Source organism: Bradyrhizobium sp. UFLA05-109, assembly GCF_054185165.1.
Window position 1 is genome coordinate 84233 of sequence record NZ_JBBIAR010000034.1, and the last position, 19007, is coordinate 103239.

Sequence of the window (19007 nt, forward strand, 5' to 3'; positions counted from 1 at the left end):
TGATAGCGTGGTCCGATGCAATCCGGCGCCGCATTTCGCACCGATGAGATCACCTTTTCGCATGATTGCTCACCCCTTGCGGCAAAGCGCCGGGCACTACAATGGCGGCCGAAATTTGCAAGAATGTGATTTGCCGCGCATGGACAAGCTTCGCGATGAAAACGGCCGCACGCATGCGGAGCGCGGGGACGCCGAAAGATGCCGCAAGACTACGGCCTTGGCGCGACATGCTTGGCTGCGGAGGGCTGCACGGTTTACCATTCTGCGACACCGTAGCACCAACGCGCCGGCAAATCGTTGCGTCCGGCGCCGCCGCACGGTTATACGCTATAACAATTGCGCTTTTCCCACAGCTTGAGACCATTGAAGCCTCAATCATGCTGAGCGTCATCATACCGACCGAAGGCGTCGAACAGCCGGCGGTCGCAACTCTGGCCGCGCTGGTCCCCGGGGCCGCTGCCGGCCTGATCAAGGAAGTTCTCCTGGTCGACGGCACGCGTAACGGCGTGATCGAGCGCGTCGCCGACGTCGCGGGCTGCCGCTTCATCGGCTACGAAGGCTCGACGCAAGGCGCGGCGCTTGCCGCCGGGGCGCTCCAGGCGCGTTCGCCCTGGCTGATGTTCCTGCATGCCGGCGCGGTGCTCGAGACCGGCTGGATCGAAGAGACCACGCAGTTCATCCAGGCGGTCTCCGCCAGCGGACGCGACCGCGCGGCGGTCTTCCGCTATGCGCGCTCGCCCTACAATGATACCAGCCTGCGCGACATCATCCGCCTAGTGGCGCGGAAAATCATGGGGCCCCTGGGCGATCAGGGGCTTCTGATTGCGCGCGACCATTACGACCGGATCGGCGGCTACCCGCCCCAGGCGCGCCGTTCCGAGGCGCAGTTGCTACGGCGGCTCGGCCGCTCGTCCCGAACGCTGTTGCGGAGCAAGATCGTCACGGTGACGTGAGGCCGAAATATACTTGCCAAAGTCAACTAATTAATTGACAATGGCAAGTATTGGAGGTGCCCCATGTCGCCAAGCATGTCATCCAGCCTGCCCGCAGGCGCTTCTGCCGGACACGTGTCCGACGACCAGGTGGAGGCGGTTCGCGCCTTCAACCGCTTCTACACCCGCAAGCTCGGCGTGCTCGACCAGCAGCTTCTGAAAACGCCATTCTCGCTCAGCGAGGCGCGCGTGCTCTACGAGCTCGCCCATGGCGGCGAGCGCTCGGCCAAGGAGATCGGCATCGAGCTCGGGCTCGACCCAGGCTATCTCAGCCGCATCGTGCAGAACTTCGACGACGCGGGCCTGATCGCGCGCAAGCCGCTCGCAACCGATCGGCGGCAATATCAACTGAGCCTGACGGCGAGGGGCCGGCAGGCCTTCGCAAGGCTCGAGCGCTCGTCGCAAGAGGACGTCGCCGCGATGCTGCGGCCGCTCAACGATGCCGATCGCAATCGGCTGACGGGTGCGATGGACACGGTCGAGCGATTGCTCGCGATGCCGCGCGCCCACCCGGCGGCCGCCTCGTTGCGCGATCCGCGGCCCGGCGACATGGGCTGGGTGGTGCAGAGCCACGGCGCGCTCTATGCCAGCGAATATGGTTTTGATTCAGGCTTCGAGGCGCTCGTTGCGGAGATCGTCGCAAAATACATGACTTCTTACGACGCCTCGCGCGAGCGCTGCTGGATCGCCGACATCGAGGGGCGCCCGGTCGGCTCGGTGTTCCTGGTGAAGGCGAGCGACGACGTCGCCAAGCTGCGCCTCCTGCTGCTCGACCCCACGGCGCGCGGCCACGGCGTCGGCCAGCGGCTGGTCGCCGAATGCGTCGCCTTTGCGCGCGCCTGCGGCTATCGGCAGATGACGCTGTGGACGCAAAGCATTCTGGTCGGCGCACGCAAGATCTATCAGGATGCCGGCTTCAAGCTGGTGGCGAGCGAGCCGCATCGCAGCTTCGGCCAGAATTTGATCGGCGAAACCTGGGAGCGCGAGCTCTGATGCGCGCGCGGCACCAAGCTGCGCGCCACGTCACGGCAGAACTGGTCGATCTCTACAAACGCCGCGCGCGACGGCTGCACCGCGATGCGTGCCGCGAGCTATGGCGCGCGGTGCGGCTGTCGCTGAGACTCAAGGCCAGGAAAGAGTGAATTCAGCGGAGCGAGATGCGCATCGCGCCATCTTCGCTCGCAAGGGAGAAGGGAAAGCATCGTGATTGGCTCAAGAAAGAGCTCCTCACGTGCCTGCGTCATTACACCGTCGCGCCTTGCGCTTTCGGTCTGCGCAAATGCTCGTCGAGGCGTGGCATGATCTCGACGAAGTTGCAGGGGCGCGTGCGATAGTCGAGTTGGGCAGCGAGGATGCCGTCCCAGCCGTCGCGGCAGGCGCCGGGCGAACCCGGAAGGCAGAAGATGTAGGTCGCACCGGCAACTCCAGCGGTGGCGCGGCTCTGGATCGTCGACGTGCCGATCTTGGCGTGGCTCATCATGTGAAACGCGATCGAGAAGCCGTCCATTCGCTTCTCGAACAAGGGCTCGATCGCCTCCGGCGTCACGTCGCGCCCGGTGAAGCCGGTACCGCCGGTGGTGATGACGACGTCGACGCCGGCGTCCGCGATCCAGCGGCGGATGACGTCGCGGATCGCCTCGACATCGTCGGTAACGATCTCCCGCGCGGCGAGATGATGGCCGGCTGCCGTAATCCTGTCCGCCAGCGTCTGGCCGGACTTGTCGTCGGCGAGCGCGCGCGTGTCGGAGACAGTGAGCACCGCGATGTTGAGCGGGATGAATTGCTTTGTTTCGTCGATGGAGGACATTGTTGCTCCCTCGTGTCCCGGACGCGATGCAGCGCAAGGCGCTGCGTCGCAGAGCCGGGACCCATTGTTGAGAGACCGGCCTAGATCGGTCCCACTCAGCAGCGCAGCATTTCATGCCGCGCTGCGTCCGGGGCACAAAACTCTCCCGACTACAACGACCCGCCGCCGAACGTGTTGCAGGCCTGCACGCTGCCTTGCTGGTAGCCGGTCATGAACCAGCGCTTGCGCTGCTCGGCCGAGCCGTGGGTGAAGGAATCAGGCACGACGCGGCCCGTGGCCTGGCGTTGTAGCGTGTCGTCGCCGATCGCGCTCGCCGTGGTGAGCGCCGCGTCGATGTCGCCCGGTTCGAGGAAGTTCGGACGCTTCTTCGCCTCGCGGTTGACCCAGACGCCGGACAGACAGTCGGCCTGCAATTCCACCTTCACCTGGAGCGCGTTGGCCTCGGCCTTGGAACCGGCCTGCTGCTGCAGCCGCGTCACGCGGGGAATGATGCCGAGCAGATTCTGGATGTGATGGCCGGCCTCATGGGCGATGATGTAGGCGGTCGTGAAATTACAGGCGGACTTGCCGGAGCAGCCGCGGAAGCGGGTCTCGACCTCGCGAAAGAAGCCGGTGTCGAGGAAGATCGTCTTGTCAGGCGGGCAGTAGAACGGTCCCATCGCCGATTGCGCCATGCCGCAGCGGCCGCCATTGGTGGCGTTGCGGAACAGCACGATCTTGGGACCGGTGTAGGACTGGCCGCTGGCCTGGAAGATCTCGCTCCAGCGATCGTCGATCTCGCCCAGGATGCCGGAGATCATGCTGCCCATCTCGTCGGTCGGCGCGCCGCGCTTCACCTGCCCGCCCGATGCCTGGCGATCGGTCTGGTAGCTCGGCGCCTGGCCGCCGCCGGTGAGGATCTCGGCGCCGCCGATCAGGATGCGCGGATCGATGCCGAAGGCATAGCCGAGCAGGCCGAGCACGATGAGGGTGCCGATGCCGAGGCCGCCACCGCCCATCGGCAAACCGAAACCACCACCGCCGCCACCACCAAACCCACCACCACCCTCGTCGCGACGATCCTCGATGTCGTCGCTGCGGCGGAAATCATCGTAACGCATGGCGGCTTCCCTTTGAGTCCCTGATTGCTTCCGCGGGACACGCAACAGCGCAAGACCTACCCGCGTCACAAACGTAAAATTTCCGATCTGTTAATCAATATCCTGCTCGGCAAAAATTGCCTAGTGCGACAGCTCGCCCATGGCTGCATTTTTTTCCTGTAGAGCAGCAATTTTTCCGCAAAAAAGTTTCGCACGCGCGAGGCGATTGCAGCTGCGCGAACGCGAAATATGCTGCAAAACACGAGTGATCCACGCATCTTCGCGAACGCACTGCGCGATGTCGAAGCAATCTCGAGACAATGCGGGTTAAGTCGTTTTTTACTTTGCGCGGTCAATGTAGGGGCCAGTCGGTTGTTTGGTCCCGCGTCGCCGACAGCGTCGCCTGAGTCAGAGTTCTTGAGTCATGGTTGTGTCGCGTCGCGGGGCGTCTGCAAGGGCGCCCCGCACAAATTTTGAGTCCGCCTCGCATCGCATCATCGTCGGCGATTGCGTCGCCGAGATGTCGAAGCTGGCATCCGGTTCGGTCGATCTGGTGTTCGCAGATCCGCCCTACAATCTTCAGCTCAAGGGCGATCTCAAGCGCCCCGACGAATCCCATGTCGATGCCGTCAACGACGCTTGGGACAAGTTCGATTCGTTTTCGGCCTATGACGACTTCACCCGCGCCTGGCTGCTCGCCTGCCGCCGCGTGATGAAGCCGTCGGCGACGATCTGGGTGATCGGCTCCTATCATAATATCTTCCGCGTCGGCGCGATCATGCAGGACCTCGGCTTCTGGCTCCTGAACGACATCGTGTGGCGCAAGTCCAATCCGATGCCGAATTTCCGCGGCCGCCGTTTCACCAACGCGCACGAGACCATGATCTGGGCCGCGCGCGACGAGAAGGCCAAGGGCTATACCTTCAACTACGAAGCGCTGAAGGCGGCCAATGAGGACGTGCAGGCACGCTCCGACTGGCTGATCCCGCTCTGCACCGGCGAGGAGCGCCTCAAGGGCACCGACGGCAAGAAGGTTCACCCGACGCAGAAGCCGGAAGGTCTGCTCGCGCGCGTGCTGCTATCGTCGTCCAAGCCCGGCGATCTCGTGATCGATCCCTTCAACGGCACCGGCACCACCGGCGCAGTCGCCAAAAGGCTCGGCCGCAGCTACATCGGCTTCGAGCGCGAACGGACTTACGCGCAGGCGGCCGAGGAGCGGATCGCGGCCGTCGAGCCGCTACCGGAAGAGAGCCTCGCCCCGTTCATGACCGCACGCGAGGCGCCGCGCGTAGCGTTCTCCGAGCTGATCGAGCGCGGCATGATCATGCCCGGATCAAAACTGTTCGACGCCAAGAAGAAGCTCGGCGCGCTGGTGCGTGCCGACGGCGCCATCATGCTGGGCGACAAGGTCGGCTCGATCCACCGCATCGGCGCGGTGGCGCAGGGCTCCGCCGCCTGCAACGGCTGGACCTACTGGCACGTCGAGACCAAGCAGGGCCTCAAGCTGATCGACGAGCTGCGCGCCGAAATCCGTTCCGGCATGGCGGAGTAGCGTCCCTCACCTTTTCGTCATTCCGGGGCATCGCGCGCCTCCGGAATGACGCGGCTCCTTGAATGGCCGAGCTCCCCGGACTACATTCCAGATAGGCTTCCTGTCTTGACCGGTCGAGCCATGCGACGACAGTCCGAGACACTGCTACTCCTGCCGCTGCTGCCGATCTTCCTGGTCGGCATGTTCCCGATGTTGATGATCGGACTTTTGGGCTTTGCCGGGCTCGCTCTGTTCGGCGTGCTGCTCGTCAGCGTCGGGCTCGCCAGCGGCAACGAGGCTCACGATACCTTCAATCACGACGTCATCGTCCACGGTTATGCTAAAGGCTCCGAGCGCGCCGCGCGGGCATCTGACGTGCATGCCGCGACGCGCCTTGCGCACCGCCTGGAAGCTGCGGGTCTCGGCGTGATCATCGCGGCGATCATTGGCTTTGTTTACACCGGCTGACCTGCACGGCGTGCAGGCTCCATCCACGAACACGTCACTTGTGCTTTTCGCAAGGGTTCGGGCAAGAGAGGGCCGCCGCGGCAATGATGCTGCGTCCGATCTCGGCTCAGAAAGGACTTGGGAGATTCTCGATGCTCAAATTCTACTTCAACGGCTCGCCGAACCCGACCAAGGTTGCGCTTTTTCTGGAAGAGTCTGCCCTGCCGTTCGAGCCGGTCGCGGTCGACACCCGCAAGGGCGAGCAGTTCACGCCCGAATTCCTCAAGATCAATCCCAACGCCAAGGTGCCGGCGATCGACGACGACGGCACCATCGTGTTCGATAGCAACGCCATCCTGCTCTATCTCGCCGAGAAGACCGGCAAGTTCCTGCCCGCGCCCGCCCTGCGCCCTCAGACGCTGTCATGGCTGATGTTCATCGCCACCGGTCTCGGCCCCTATTCGGGACAGGCCGTGCACTTCAGGCACTTCTCGCCGAAGGACCAGGACTACGCGCACAACCGCTACCAGTATGAAGGCCACCGCCACTACCAGATCCTCGACGATCATCTGGCGAAGCACCGCTACATGGTCGGCGACAGCTACTCGATCGTCGACATGGCGCTGTGGGGCTGGGCTCGCATGGCCGCCTTCGTGCTCGGCGAGGACGCACCGGCGAAATACCCGAACGTCAAGCGTCTCGTCGACGAGATCTCCGCGCGGCCCGCGGCGGCGCGCGCCATCGCGCTGAAGGACAAGTTCGCCTTCAAGACCGTGATGGACGACGAGGCCCGCGACAACATGTTCAAGCACATGAAGACGAAGGTGGCCTGACCGCCTGTCCTCCCGGGTCGCGCATCACCGCGCGGCCCGGCTCCCGCCGGCGCCGCCAGCGATCAGGCGGCGTGCACCGAGTTCAGGAACTTGGCGACCTCGAGCTTCAGCCGGCTGCTGTCCGCCGATAGCGACTTGGCGGAGGCCAGCACCTGCGAGGACGCCGAGCCTGTCTCCGAGGCGCCGCGCTGCACGTCGCCGATATTGGTCGAGACCCGCTGCGTTCCACGCGCCGCGTGCTGAACGTTGCGCGAGATCTCCTGCGTCGCCGCACCCTGCTCTTCCACGGCTGCCGCGACCGCGGCTGAGATCTCTGACAGCCGCTCGATGGTGCCGCCGATCTCCCGGATCGAGCCGACCGACTCCTCGGTCGCCGCCTGGATGCCGGAGACCTGCTGGGCAATTTCGCCGGTCGCCTTCGCCGTCTGCTCGGCCAATGCCTTGACCTCGGTGGCGACGACGGCAAAGCCGCGGCCGGCCTCGCCGGCACGCGCGGCCTCGATGGTGGCGTTCAGCGCCAGAAGATTGGTCTGGCCGGCGATCGTGCTGATCAGTTCGACGACGTCGCCGATGCGGGCAGCCGCCCTCGAGAGCTCTCCGACCCGCTCGTTCGTCCGGCCCGCCTGCGCCACGGCTTCATTGGCGATGCGCGCCGATTCCTGCACCTGGCGTGCGATCTCGCCCACCGACGAGGTGAGCTCCTCGGTGGCGGACGCAACTGCCTGCACATTGGCGGAGGCCTCCTGCGAGGCGGCTGCGACCTCCGTCGACAGATCCTGGGCGCGCGAGGCCGTGGTGGTCAGCGTGCTGGCCGAGGCTTCGAGCTCGCCCGACGCAGACGACACCGTCTCCACGATCTCGCCGACCGCCTGCTCGAACTGATCGGCGAGCCTGACCATGTCGGCCTTGCGCTGCTCGGCCTGACGCGCCTCTAGCTCCTTCTGCTCGGCGCGCATGCGCTCGGTCTCGACCATGTTGTCCTTGAACACCTGGATCGCCTTGGCCATGTCACCGATCTCGTCGCGATTGCCGCGTCCGGGAATCTCGACCCTCAGGTCGCCACCGGCGAGCCCTCCCATCGCGCGGGTCATCGCGGTGAGCGGTCCGACGATGCTGCGGGCGATGAGGAAGGCGACGATGCAACCGAACAGGAGGGCGACGGCGCCGGCCGCCTCCTGGATCGACGTCGTGCTCGCGATGACACCCTCGGCCGCTGCGCGCGATGCCTGATTTTCGGTCTTCAAACCGCTTTCCGCGACCTTGAGCTTGTCGATGCTTCGGACGATCAGGGGCGCGAGGTTGTTGTTGTAGATGTCGTCCGCCTTGAGCATCGCAGCGGATGTTGTCTCGAAGGCGTTCTTGTTGATCGTCAGCGATGCCTTAACCGGTGCGATCGCGGACTGGACCGCCTCCGGCAGCGTGGCACTCTCGAGCGCGGCGAGTTTTTGTTGCGTATTCTCGACGCTCGTCCTGAAGGCGGAAGCCCCCTTGCTGTCGCGCAAGGCCAGAAAACGCCAGTTCGCGATTCGGACAAGAACGATCTTGGATTCGAGATCCGCGACCGCGGCCGCGACTTCGGCATCGTGGGAGATGCGCGCAGCGATGACCAGCTTGGCGGCTTTTGCAGCCAGATCGTCGCCACCCGGCAACAGGGTCGCCCTGCCCGTCCTCATCTCGTTGACGGCGTCGCCGAGATCGTCGCGCAGGGACCGCATCTTCGCGATATCGCTGATGAGATCGTTGTAGAGCTTTCGCCGCTCCTCGGAGAGCGTCGCTTTCGCGCCCACCTGAAGCAGCTCGGTCGCCGCGGCCTCCCGGTCTCCAGCCTCCCTGAGAGACGGCTCGTTCCCGTCGTGGATATAGCGAAGGTTGGCCCGCTGGATCGCCTGGAGGTGGCTCGATATTTCCAGGACCCGCGCCGTGCTGTCCGAGAGGGCCGATGCCTTTGCGACCTGGTCCTGCACAGCCCACAGGTTCCAGACGGCCACCGCGGCCATGATCAGGCCAACCGCCACGAGAGCTGCGAAGCCGGCGTAAAGACGCCCCCTGATCTTTAAACGAACGCTCGCCATTTCCTCTGTCCATCCCAAGCAAGAGACGCGGGGCAGCCGGACGAACCTGAAATCGCCAGGCGACACCCTTGCAGCCGCTGATCGCCCGCCCGGCGACTCATTGTCCGCGGCGACACAATGCTCGACACTTGTTAATTGTGTCCTTCTCGCTTCGCGTGGACGCCGGTGGAACCCGGGCAGGACAACGCATTGATCAGGCGGGCGGTTTTACACAAGATCAGCCGAAGGCTCGAACGGCAAACGGATCGGACGCAAGCTCGTGCGAACAGGCGCGTCCCGGGCGCTTGTCCGCAACGCTGACACAATACGACCCGGATCAGCGTGCGGTCCCGCTCGAGGCTTGCGGAAACGGCCCCAGCGCTTTCTCGGTCAGGACCGAGTCGCAATATTCCCGGATCTCCTTGATCCTGCCGTCCTCGAGGCGAAACACCAGGCAATAGTCGTTGTCGTAGCGAGCGCCTTCCTTGGTGACGTTGTCGCCCTTGGCCTCGACCACGACGACGTCTCCGTCGGCGATGAAGCGGTGCGCCACCGTCCGCGTGCGGTCGCGAAGGCGCGAGCGGACGCGGCCGTGCAGCTCGTTGAGGATGGCGTCCTTCCCGGTGAAGGTTTGCGACCATGAATATTGCCCGGTCACGACCCAATTGGCGTCGTCGGCAAGGCGTTCGATGAACAGCGCGCGGTCGCGCGCGGCGGGATCGGGGTTCGCGGCGGCAGCGAAGATATCCTGCATCAGTTTCTTGTTGGCGGCGGCGCTCATGGCGGCTTCTCCCTTGCTTGAGTTCGCGGGGATCATCGCCGTCTCGTGCAAATTCTTCCAATCGATAGTTGTTATGATATCTATTCGCTTCATGAATTTGAATTCGCTTGACCTCAACCTGCTGAACGCGCTCGACGCGCTCTTGCGCGAAACGAATGTCAGCCGCGCCGCCTTGAGGATCGGGCTGTCGCAGCCTGCGACCAGCCACGCGCTGCAGCGCCTGCGCGACATCTTCGGCGATCCGCTTCTGGTGCGTACCGGCGCGCGGATGGAGCTGACGCCGCGGGCGCAGGCCCTGCGCGCCCCGCTTGCGCAGGCGCTCGACCAGGTGCGCGGGCTCTTCGTAGCAGAGGAATTCGATGCGGCGCGCAGTGAGCGGCAATTCCGCTTGATGATGCCCGACCTTGCCGTCGAACTTCTGATGCCCCCCTTGATGGAGAAGGTGACGCGCCTTGCGCCCAATGTCCGCATCGACGTGGTACCGTGGCGGGGACCTGCAATCTTCCACGCGGAGTTCGCCCGCACCATCGATCTCGTGATCTCGATCGGCAACGCCTTCAAGGGATTTCACCGGCAGCTGCTCTATACCGACAGCGATGCGCTCGCCGTGCGGCGCGGCCATCCCGTCGGCGCTAGGCTGAAGCGGCGCGAGACGTTCCTCGCTGCGCGCCACGTCGCCGTCATCATCCGCGGCCAGGGCGAGGACCTGATCGACACCTGGCTGCGCAGCAAAGGCATCGAGCGGCACATCGCGCTCGTCGTGTCAGGCTATCTCGAGGCGCTGCATGTCGCCGCCCGCACCGACCTCGTCGCCTTCGTGCCGCGCCGGCTGATCGCGGCGCTGTCGAGGCAACTTGCGCTCTCAACCGTGACGCCGCCGCTCGATCCCGGGATCGACGAGCAGTTCATGTTCTATCCGACCCGCACGCAGATGGATCCGGGCTCGATCTGGCTGCGACGGCTGATGCTGGAGACGGGACGGGATTTGGAGAAGCGGAAAGCTTCGTAGGGTGGGCAAAGCGAAGCGTGCCCACCACTTCTGTTGCAGCCAAGGCGGGATGGCGGGCACGGCGCTACGCGCCTTTGCCCACCCTACAACCCGAAGTCTCTCACGCCTTGTGCGCGTCCATCACCTTGCGCACGGCGGGCCGCTCGGACATCCGCTTGAAATGATCGGCGACCTTCGGTGTCGCCTTGATGTCGACGCTGTCGCCTTCGAGCCAGAGCGAGAGCGTATGGAGATAGGGATCGCAGATCGTGTACTGCTCGCCCATCACCCACGGCCCCTTCAGCATCTTCTGCTCGATCAGCGAGAAGCAGGCCCCCATGGTCTTCGGGATCATCCGCTTCATGTCCGCGAAGGAAGTCTCCTCCGCTGCCCAGCGCGCGCCGCGCATCTTGTGGGCGTGCGCCACGTGCACCGTCGAGCACAGATAGGAATTGAACGACTGCGCTTGCGCGAATGCGAAGGCATCGTCGAGCGGCGCGAGCTTGGCCTTGGGAAACATTTGCGCGATGTAGGCCAGCATCGCCGGCGTCTCGGTGAGGACCCCGCGATCGGTCACCAGCGACGGCACGCGGCCCTTGGGATTGATCGCGAGGTAGTCCGGGCTGTTCTGCTGGTTGGCCTTGAAGTCGATCCGTTCGATCGTGTAGTCGGCGCCGACCTCTTCCAGGGCGATGTGGGAAGCGACCGCGCAGGTGCCGGGGGTGTAGTAGAGCTTGAGCATGGGAGACCTCGTACCGAAAGGGCAACGTTAACTGCAGGTCGGCGCGGCGTCCATAGGCCGCTCTCTTCGCTGTTGCCCACCGCGGCTTCCCCGTGCGAAGACGCCGCCAATCGGAGGGGTTTTGACATGACGGTCCTCATCGCCGGCGGCGGCATCGGCGGGCTGACGCTTGCGCTCAGCCTGCACGGAATCGGCATTCCTGCAAAGGTGTTCGAGAGTGTCGCCGAGCTGAAACCGCTCGGCGTCGGCATCAACGTGCTGCCGCATGCGGTGCGCGAATTGATCGAGCTTGGCTTGATGGAGAAGCTCGATGCGAGCGGCGTGCGCACCCGCGAGCTCGCTTATTTCTCCAAGCACGGCAAGCCGATCTGGAGCGAACCGCGCGGGCTGGAGGCCGGCTACAAATGGCCGCAATTCTCGATCCATCGCGGCATCCTCCAGCAGCTCCTGCTCGACACAGCGGTCGAACGGCTCGGCCGCGAGAACATTCTGACCAGCCACCATCTCACGGGCTGGCAGGAGACGGCCGACGGCGTCCGCGCCGAGTTCATCGACAAGGCGACCGGCAAGCCCGCCGGAGCTTACGAAGGCGCGCTCCTGATCGCCGCCGATGGCATCCACTCTGCCGTGCGTGAAAAACTCTACCCGCAGGAGGAGCCGCCGATCTGGAACGGCCGCGTCCTCTGGCGCGGCGTGACGCCGGCAAAGGCCTTCCTCTCCGGGCGCACCATGATCATGGCCGGGCACGAGATCCTGAAATTCGTCTGCTATCCCATCACCAACGCGCCGGACGCGTCCGGCAACCACCAGGTCAACTGGGTCGCCGAGCGGCATATGCCACCGACCTATCAGTGGCGGCGGGAGGACTACAACCGCACCGCGCGTCTGGAGGAGTTCTTGCCGTGGTTCGAGAGCTGGCAGTTCGACTGGCTCGACGTGCCCGGCCTGATCAGGGACTGCCCGCACGCCTACGAATATCCGCTGGTCGACCGCGATCCGGTTTCGCAATGGACCTTTGGCCGCGTCACCCTGATGGGCGATGCCGCGCACCCGATGTATCCGATCGGCTCGAATGGCGCCTCGCAGGCAATCCTCGATGCCCGCGTCATCACTCGCGAGATTCTTGCACACGGGCCGACGAATGCAGCGCTATCGGCCTATGAGGCCGAGCGCCGGCCGGCGACAACCGATCTGGTGCTGCTCAACCGCAAGAACGGCCCGGAGCAGGTGATGCAGCTCGTCGAGGAGCGCGCGCCCAACGGCTACGAGGTCGTCACCGATGTGCTGTCGCAGAAGGAGCTGGAAGACATCGCCGCGAACTACAAGCGTGTCGCCGGCTTCCAGGTCGAGGCCCTCAACGCCAAGCCGCCGCTCGTGCCGCGGCCCGCCGATGCGAGGCGCGCGAGCACCTAGGCGGTATCCGCAATGACGTCGATGGGCGCGAGTTAGGTGGAGCGCCGACTGCCCAACACCGACGACATCCGCTTGAGCTTATTGATGGCGCGGATGGCGTAACCAAGTCCAACCGGATTGGTCTGGCGCAAGAAGGCGACCTTTTTCACATACTTTTCGATGTGCCACTTGGCGTGCGCACCCTCGCGGAAAAAGACGACGTCGCCGACACCGTAGCGTTTCGGCGGCATGCCGTCGCTCTCGATCACCATTGATCCTTCGAGGATCATGATCGTCTCGTCCAGATCGTAGTACCAGTTGAACTTGCCCCCGGTGCAGGACCAGATCAGGGTCGTGGCGGTGCCGCACGCGCTGGTCGACAGCAGGTGCGAACGCGCTTCGGGGTTTCCTTCAATGATCCAGGATGGCTCGATCGGGGACGGTTTGAGATCGACGTTGCAATGGCCGGTCTCAATAAGCGCAAGCGTCATGGCGCACCTCAAGGCCTCAAATAAAGCACGGTTGAAAATAACCCCGTTTAACTTTTGTTAATTTTCTATCGGGCAACAGCCACCTACAATCAAAGCTTCCGCAGAGAATATGAAGTGGCCACTTTGCCGCAAGCCATGCCGACGATGCGTCGAACGTCGCGATTTGCCTGCCGATTGCCCCGCATCCATCCGTCTCTGTTCCGGCTGCGACAATATGCGCGATTCCAAATGCTCGCGCGGTTTGAGCAGGCCCCGACCGGCGCGCTCATTGCGAGCGCAAGGAATCGGCGAGCAAATCCTCTCGTTGCACGCGGGGGTAGACCCCGTACGATTACGTGCCGAGGCCTTGCCCTACTCGAGGAAGGGGCAGAGGGTCCACTACGCCTGTCAGCGAACCACCCTTGCCGCATCGAGCAGACGCTGGCTGGCGGTGGCGGTCGCAAGCAGCGTGCCGTCTTCGGCTACCAGCTTACCTTCGACAAATCCGATCGTCCTGCCGAGCTGGGTGACTTTGGCCTCAGCGACGATCGGCCCGGGTTTGGCCGGAGCGAGGAAGTTCACGGTCATGCTGACGGTCGTCGTATAGAGCCTGCCCTCGCTCATCACGAGCACTGCCGGACCCATCGTATCGTCGAGCATCGCCGAGAGCAGGCCTCCCTGGATGAAGCCGGCGGGATTGCAGAACTCCGGCTTGCCCTCGAAGCCGAGCTTGATCCAGCCCTCGTGGGGCCGGGCGTCCAAGAGACGCCAGCCGAGGAGCTTGGCACAGGGCGGCATGTTGAAATCGTCGAGCGCGGTCTTGACCATCGGAAGCCTCCGTTTCGCCTCCCGATACGGCAGCGCTGTTGCCAGCATGCTGTCAGGAGTGCGTGCGGAGCTTAAGATCCAGCCCGTGCGCGATCACCTTGCGCATGACGTTGGGCAGCGCCTCATCCGCAAGGGTTGCGATCGGGACCCAGCGCATGCTCCCCGGCGCGCGGGTGCGGCCGTCGACCTCGGCGGTGTAGACCACGAGCTCCAGCGGGAAATGTGTGAACACGTGGGTGACCACGCCCAGCTTGCGCTGCCAGCGCATGAGGCCCTTGATCTCAGGCGCCTGCGCAAGCGCCGTCTTGTCGTCCTGGCCGGCGAGCCAGTCCGAGCCCGGCACCTCGGTCATGCCGCCGAGCAAGCCCTTTTCGGGCCGCGAGCGGACCAGCAGCTCGTCGCCGCGGACGACGACGAAAGCTGCGCCGCGGCGCAGCGCGCCGCTCTTCTTCGGCGCCTTGCGCGGAAACGTCTCCTGCGTGCCTTGCGCCCGCGCGACGCAACCCTCGTTCAACGGACAGAGCGAGCATGCCGGTTTCTTCGGCGTGCAGATCGAGGAGCCCAGATCCATCAGCGCCTGGGCGCTGTCGCCGGCGCGAGACTTCTCGTCGCCGGCGCGAGAATCGGCGAGCAGCGTCGCCGCCAGTTGCTGGATCAACGGTTTTGCCTGCGGCAATTCCTCCTCGACTGCGAACAGCCGCGACACCACCCGTTCGATATTGCCATCGACCGGCATGGCGCGGCGGTCGAACGCGATCGCCGCAATCGCCGCCGCCGTGTAGGGGCCGATCCCCGGCAGCGCGCGCAGGCCCTCCTCAGTGTCTGGAAAGATGCCCGCATGCTCGCGCGCGACCGCAATCGCGCAGGCGTGCAGATTGCGTGCCCGCGAATAGTAGCCGAGCCCCGCCCACATCCGCAGCACATCGTCCTGCGAGGCGCGGCCGAGCGCCGTGACGTCAGGCCAGCGCGCGACGAACTTTTCGAAGTAGGGCCCGACCGCCTTGACCGTGGTCTGCTGGAGCATGATCTCCGACAGCCAGACGCGGTACGGATCGGGCGTCTCGCCCGCTGCCGCGCGCCATGGCAGGCGGCGGCGATGGCGATCGTACCATTCGAGCAGCACCAAAGGGCGCGCGGAGACTTCCGGCTGAACTGGTTGCGCTTTCACCTTCAGGGCGGGTTTGGAGCTCATGCAGACACTGTATCGACGTCGCACCGAACTCTCCACGTCATGCCCGCACTTGTCGCGGGCATCCACGCCTTTCTTCGCGTGAAGGGCCGGGACAAAGCGCAGCGGGCGCCGGATAGTTTCTGATCAGCATCGCCCGGTGATATAAGGCCCCATGTCCAAACCCGGTCCCATCAGCGCAAAGCCGCTGTCGATTCTGCTCAACGATGTCTTTGCCGAAGCCTATGCCAAGCAGGGCTTTGCCGCGCGCGAACTGGTGACGCGCTGGGGCGAGGTCGCCGGATCCGAGATCGCCGCGCATTCGGAGCCGTTGAAGATGCAATGGCCGCGGCCGGTCGAGGGCCAGCCGCAGGAGCCGGCGACGCTGGTGCTGCGGGTCGAGGGCCCGATGGCGCTGGAGATCCAGCACTCCGCCGACGTGATACTGGAGCGGGTCAACCGCTTCTTCGGCTGGAACGCGGTCGGCAGGCTCGCCTTCCGCCAGGCCCCCCTGTCGAGCCGCGGCCGGCCGGCGCGGCCTCGCCCGCCTGACGCCGGGGCGGTGGCGAAGGTAGCCGAGACCCTCGGCAATATCGAAGATGAACAATTGCGTGACGCGCTGGCCCGGCTGGGTGCCGCAATCAAGCGAAATTGAGCCTCATTCCGCGGTTAATCTGGAGCCGTTGTTGCGGCCCGCCATTGCCTCCATTGCCGTTTCAAGCTAGCGACAGGCCGCTCAATCGGGGAACTTTGGGCGTGCCCACGCCAATTTCGGGAGTTGGACCTTTGATGATCACCCGCCGCGTCTTCACCACGATGCTTTCGCTGACCGGACTTGCCGTGGCCGCCGGGTTGTCGCCGCTGCGGCTCATCACCGAGGCCATGGCGCAGAGTGCCTCCGATGTCGCCAAGCCGGTGTCGCTGCCCGACATGGCGCTCGGTCCGGACAACGCCGCCGTCACCATCACCGAATTTGCTTCGATGACCTGCCCGCATTGCGCGGCCTTCAATGAGCAGGTGTTCCCGAAGATCAAGAAGGAATTCATCGACACCGGCAAGGTGCGCTACATCTTCCGCGAGTTCCCGCTCGACATCAAAGCCGCCGCCGGCTCGATGCTGGCGCGCTGCATCGCCAATGGCGACGCGCCGAAATATTTCGCCGTCACCGACATGCTGTTCCGCTCGCAGGCCGACTGGGTGACGAAGAACACCACGGAGACGCTTGCCCGGATCGGCAAGCAGGCGGGCCTCTCCCAGAGCCAGGTCGAGGCCTGCCTGAAGGACCAGGCGCTGCTCGACAAGATCGCCGCCGACCAGAAGTATGCGAGCGAGGTTCTGAAGGTCGATTCGACGCCGACGTTCTTCATCAACGGCGAGAGGATCAAGGGCGAGGCCTCGTTCGAGGAATTCGCGAAGAAGATCAATCCGCTGTTGAAGAGCTGATCTTCACGCTTTGATCCTGATTCGCGCCTCAAAAGCCTTGGGAAAAGCGTTGCTGGCCGGTTGCCCTTGAGCACCGGCACAGCCATTGTCGCTTGTGCATAAGCCGCTCGTAGCGGTAGCCCAGACACCGACATTTGCCATCTATGGTATTGTCACGGCAGGGAGATTCGCGTCCTGCCAACAGAGAAGCGTGTTTTATGAAGATCACCCGCCTGCGCCTTCATGGCTTCAAGTCCTTCGTTGAGCCCACCGACTTCCTGATCGAAGCGGGTCTCACCGGGGTCGTCGGACCGAATGGCTGCGGCAAGTCGAACCTCGTCGAAGCGCTGCGCTGGGCGATGGGCGAAACCTCGCACAAATCGCTGCGCGCCGCCGATATGGATGCGGTGATCTTCGCCGGTTCCGGCAATCGCCCTGCGCGCAACCACGCCGAAGTGACGATGACGATCGACAACGCCGATCGCACCGCGCCGGCGGCGATGAACGACAGCCAGCTTCTCGAAATCTCCCGCCGCATCGAACGTGAGGCAGGCTCGGTCTATCGCATCAACGGCCGTGACGTGCGCGCCCGCGACGTGCAGATCCTGTTCGCCGATGCTGCCACCGGCGCACGCTCGCCGGCCCTCGTCCACCAGGGCAAGATCGGCGAGATCATTCAGGCCAAGCCCGAGCAGCGCCGCCGCGTGCTGGAAGATGCCGCCGGCGTCGCCGGCCTGCACGCCCGCCGCCATGAGGCCGAGCTGCGGCTGAAGGCAGCCGAAACCAACCTCACCCGGGTCGAGGACGTGATCGGCCAGCTCTCCGGCCAGATGGAAGGCCTGAAGAAGCAAGCCCGCCAGGCCGTGCGCTATCGCGAGGTCGCGGCCAAGGTGCGCAAGGCCGAGGCGACGCTGTTCCATCTGCGCTGGGTCGGCGCGCATGCCGAGGTCAATGATTCCGGCCGCACCCATGATCTCGCGGTTCGCGAGATGGCCGAGCGCACCCAGCATCAGGCCGAAGCTGCCCGCATCCAGGCGATCCGCGCCGCCGGGATGCCGGCGCTGCGCGATGCGGAAGCGCGCGCCGCGGCAGGCCTGCAACGGCTGACCAATGCACGCGAGCTGCTCGATCGCGAGGAAGAGCGCGCCAAGGAGCGCGTCACCGAGCTCGAGCGCCGGCTGACCCAGTTCGAGGGCGACATCGCCCGCGCTCAGCAGCAGACCATGGACGCGGACGTCGCGCTTCAGCGGCTCGACGCCGAGGATCTGGAGCTGAAGGAAGAGATCAAGTCGCGCGTCGAGAAGCGCTCCGGCGTCGATGAGCGCGTATCCGAGGCAGAGGCGACGCTCGCCGAAGCCGAGCAGCAATTCTCTGAGCTGACCACGGCGCTTGCCGACCTTACCGCCAAGCGGAATCAACTCGAAGCCAACGTCCGCACCCACCGTGACAAGCTCGCCCGGCTCGACCAGGAGATCGCGAATGTCGCGGCGGAGGAGCAGAAGCTCGCAGAGGAAACCGGCGGCTTCGGTGATCTCGACGAGCTGACCGCCGCCGTCGAGAACTCCGAGCAAACGCTGGCGGCCTCGGAGGCCGCGGCGCAGGCCAGCGAAGCCGCGCATGTCGCGGCTCGCCAGACGCTGGAATCCTCGCGCTCGCCGCTGAACGAGGCTGACAAGCGCGTGCAGCGGCTGGAGACCGAGGCACGCACGATCTCCAAGATCGTCAACGGCGAGACCAAGAATCTGTGGCCGCCGATCATCGATGGCATCACCGTCGACAAGGGTTTCGAAAAGGCGATCGGCGCCGCGCTCGGCGACGACCTCGATGCGCCCGTCGATCCCTCCGCGCCGATGCGCTGGACCAATGCCGGTGTCACCGAAGGCGACCCGGCACTCCCCGAGGGCGTCGTGTCGCTCGCCGACCACGTGCAGGCGCCGATCGAGCTTTCGCGCCGGCTGGCTCAGATCGGCGTCGTGCCGCGCGAGCGCGGCGCCGAGCTCGTCTCGCAGCTCAAGACCGGCCAGCGGCTGGTCTCACCGGAAGGCGATGTCTGGCGCTGGGACGGCTTTGTCGCGGCGGCTCACGCGCCGACCGGCGCCGCGCGGCGGCTCGCCGAACGCGCGCGTCTCGTGGACATCGAGAACGAGCTGGAGCAGGCCCGCATCGACGCGCAGATCAAGCGCCAGGCGCTGGAGAACGCGGAAGCCGAATTGCAGATGGCCGCCAGCACGGAAGGCGCCACACGTGAGGCCTGGCGCGCTGCGCAGCGCGAGCTTAACGCCGCGCGCGAGCGCCATGCCACGGCGGAGCGCGAGATCAACCGTCGCGCCGCGCGCAAGTCGGCGCTGTCGGAAGCGCACAGCCGCCTCGCCGCCGACCGCGCCGAGGCCGAGGCCGCACACGAATACGCAGCGGCTGCGATCTCGGAGCTGCCGTCGAGCGAAGACACCGAAGTCCGGCTCGCCGCCGTACGCAG

General features: G+C 65.1%; 19 protein-coding genes. 11 read left to right on the plus strand and 8 right to left on the minus strand.

The window, feature by feature from the left end; all coding sequences use genetic code 11:
- Window positions 1–377 precede the first annotated feature (377 nt).
- The 3 genes from Q3C01_RS24480 (at window position 378) to Q3C01_RS24490 (ending at window position 2134) form a co-directional block, all read left to right on the plus strand.
- Window positions 378–953, plus strand: coding sequence for a glycosyltransferase family protein (locus Q3C01_RS24480; protein WP_458147858.1), 576 nt, complete (start codon window positions 378–380; stop codon window positions 951–953).
- 63 nt (window positions 954–1016) lie between these two features.
- Window positions 1017–1985: a bifunctional helix-turn-helix transcriptional regulator/GNAT family N-acetyltransferase gene (locus Q3C01_RS24485; RefSeq protein ID WP_458147859.1), complete on the plus strand. Its 969-nt coding sequence runs from the start codon at window positions 1017–1019 to the stop codon at window positions 1983–1985.
- On the plus strand, window positions 1985–2134 hold the full coding sequence (locus tag Q3C01_RS24490; protein WP_458147860.1) for a hypothetical protein: 150 nt from the start codon (window positions 1985–1987) through the stop codon (window positions 2132–2134). Before Q3C01_RS24485 ends, Q3C01_RS24490 begins: the two co-directional genes overlap by 1 nt.
- 101 nt (window positions 2135–2235) lie before the next feature.
- Here Q3C01_RS24490 and moaB read toward each other — a convergent pair whose 3' ends face one another.
- Entirely contained in the window at window positions 2236–2799 is a 564-nt protein-coding gene (moaB, locus tag Q3C01_RS24495) for a molybdenum cofactor biosynthesis protein B (RefSeq protein WP_458147861.1), read from the minus strand.
- 149 nt (window positions 2800–2948) lie between these two features.
- Window positions 2949–3899, minus strand: a complete 951-nt coding sequence (gene ypfJ, locus Q3C01_RS24500) for a KPN_02809 family neutral zinc metallopeptidase (RefSeq protein WP_458147862.1) — start codon at window positions 3897–3899, stop codon at window positions 2949–2951.
- A gap of 403 nt (window positions 3900–4302) precedes the next feature.
- On the opposite strand from ypfJ, the gene Q3C01_RS24505 reads away from it, so the two are divergent.
- The 3 genes from Q3C01_RS24505 (at window position 4303) to Q3C01_RS24515 (ending at window position 6689) form a co-directional block, all read left to right on the plus strand.
- Window positions 4303–5430: a site-specific DNA-methyltransferase gene (locus Q3C01_RS24505; RefSeq protein WP_458147863.1), complete on the plus strand. Its 1128-nt coding sequence runs from the start codon at window positions 4303–4305 to the stop codon at window positions 5428–5430.
- 120 nt (window positions 5431–5550) lie between these two features.
- Entirely contained in the window at window positions 5551–5877 is a 327-nt protein-coding gene (locus tag Q3C01_RS24510; protein WP_458147864.1) for a hypothetical protein, read from the plus strand.
- 131 nt (window positions 5878–6008) lie between these two features.
- Window positions 6009–6689 carry a glutathione S-transferase family protein gene (locus Q3C01_RS24515; protein WP_458147865.1) on the plus strand — a complete coding sequence of 227 codons (681 nt, stop codon included), beginning with the start codon at window positions 6009–6011 and terminating at the stop codon, window positions 6687–6689.
- A 62-nt stretch (window positions 6690–6751) separates the two neighbouring features.
- Here Q3C01_RS24515 and Q3C01_RS24520 read toward each other — a convergent pair whose 3' ends face one another.
- Together Q3C01_RS24520 and Q3C01_RS24525 are read right to left on the minus strand one after the other, a co-directional pair.
- A complete protein-coding gene (locus tag Q3C01_RS24520; protein ID WP_458147866.1) occupies window positions 6752–8761 on the minus strand; it encodes a HAMP domain-containing methyl-accepting chemotaxis protein in 2010 nt (669 codons plus the stop codon).
- A gap of 316 nt (window positions 8762–9077) precedes the next feature.
- Window positions 9078–9521: a nuclear transport factor 2 family protein gene (locus tag Q3C01_RS24525; RefSeq protein ID WP_458147867.1), complete on the minus strand. Its 444-nt coding sequence runs from the start codon at window positions 9519–9521 to the stop codon at window positions 9078–9080.
- Between the two features lie 91 nt (window positions 9522–9612).
- On the opposite strand from Q3C01_RS24525, the gene Q3C01_RS24530 reads away from it, so the two are divergent.
- Window positions 9613–10530 carry a LysR family transcriptional regulator gene (locus Q3C01_RS24530; protein WP_458147868.1) on the plus strand — a complete coding sequence of 306 codons (918 nt, stop codon included), beginning with the start codon at window positions 9613–9615 and terminating at the stop codon, window positions 10528–10530.
- 100 nt (window positions 10531–10630) lie between these two features.
- Here the strand turns inward: Q3C01_RS24530 and Q3C01_RS24535 are convergent, their stop codons facing one another.
- On the minus strand, window positions 10631–11251 hold the full coding sequence (locus Q3C01_RS24535) for a glutathione S-transferase family protein (protein ID WP_458147869.1): 621 nt from the start codon (window positions 11249–11251) through the stop codon (window positions 10631–10633).
- Window positions 11252–11377: 126 nt separating this feature from the next.
- Here Q3C01_RS24535 and Q3C01_RS24540 point away from each other — a divergent pair, with 126 nt between their 5' ends.
- Window positions 11378–12664 carry a flavin-dependent oxidoreductase gene (locus Q3C01_RS24540; RefSeq protein ID WP_458147870.1) on the plus strand — a complete coding sequence of 429 codons (1287 nt, stop codon included), beginning with the start codon at window positions 11378–11380 and terminating at the stop codon, window positions 12662–12664.
- Between the two features lie 32 nt (window positions 12665–12696).
- Here Q3C01_RS24540 and Q3C01_RS24545 read toward each other — a convergent pair whose 3' ends face one another.
- The 3 genes from Q3C01_RS24545 to mutY all read right to left on the minus strand — a co-directional run bounded on the left by Q3C01_RS24545 (window position 12697) and on the right by mutY (window position 15133).
- Window positions 12697–13134, minus strand: coding sequence for a cupin domain-containing protein (locus Q3C01_RS24545; protein WP_458147871.1), 438 nt, complete (start codon window positions 13132–13134; stop codon window positions 12697–12699).
- Window positions 13135–13521: 387 nt separating this feature from the next.
- Window positions 13522–13941, minus strand: coding sequence for a PaaI family thioesterase (locus Q3C01_RS24550; protein ID WP_458147872.1), 420 nt, complete (start codon window positions 13939–13941; stop codon window positions 13522–13524).
- A 52-nt stretch (window positions 13942–13993) separates the two neighbouring features.
- Window positions 13994–15133, minus strand: coding sequence for an A/G-specific adenine glycosylase (mutY, locus tag Q3C01_RS24555; protein WP_458147873.1), 1140 nt, complete (start codon window positions 15131–15133; stop codon window positions 13994–13996).
- Window positions 15134–15284: 151 nt separating this feature from the next.
- Here mutY and Q3C01_RS24560 point away from each other — a divergent pair, with 151 nt between their 5' ends.
- The 3 genes from Q3C01_RS24560 to Q3C01_RS24570 all read left to right on the plus strand — a co-directional run.
- Entirely contained in the window at window positions 15285–15764 is a 480-nt protein-coding gene (locus Q3C01_RS24560; protein WP_458147874.1) for a DUF721 domain-containing protein, read from the plus strand.
- A gap of 131 nt (window positions 15765–15895) precedes the next feature.
- The gene (locus Q3C01_RS24565) at window positions 15896–16552 is read left to right on the plus strand and encodes a DsbA family protein (protein WP_458147875.1); all 657 of its coding nucleotides are present in this window, start codon (window positions 15896–15898) and stop codon (window positions 16550–16552) included.
- 197 nt (window positions 16553–16749) lie between these two features.
- A partial coding sequence (locus Q3C01_RS24570; protein ID WP_458147876.1) for a chromosome segregation SMC family protein occupies window positions 16750–19007 on the plus strand: 2258 nt, incomplete at its 3' end.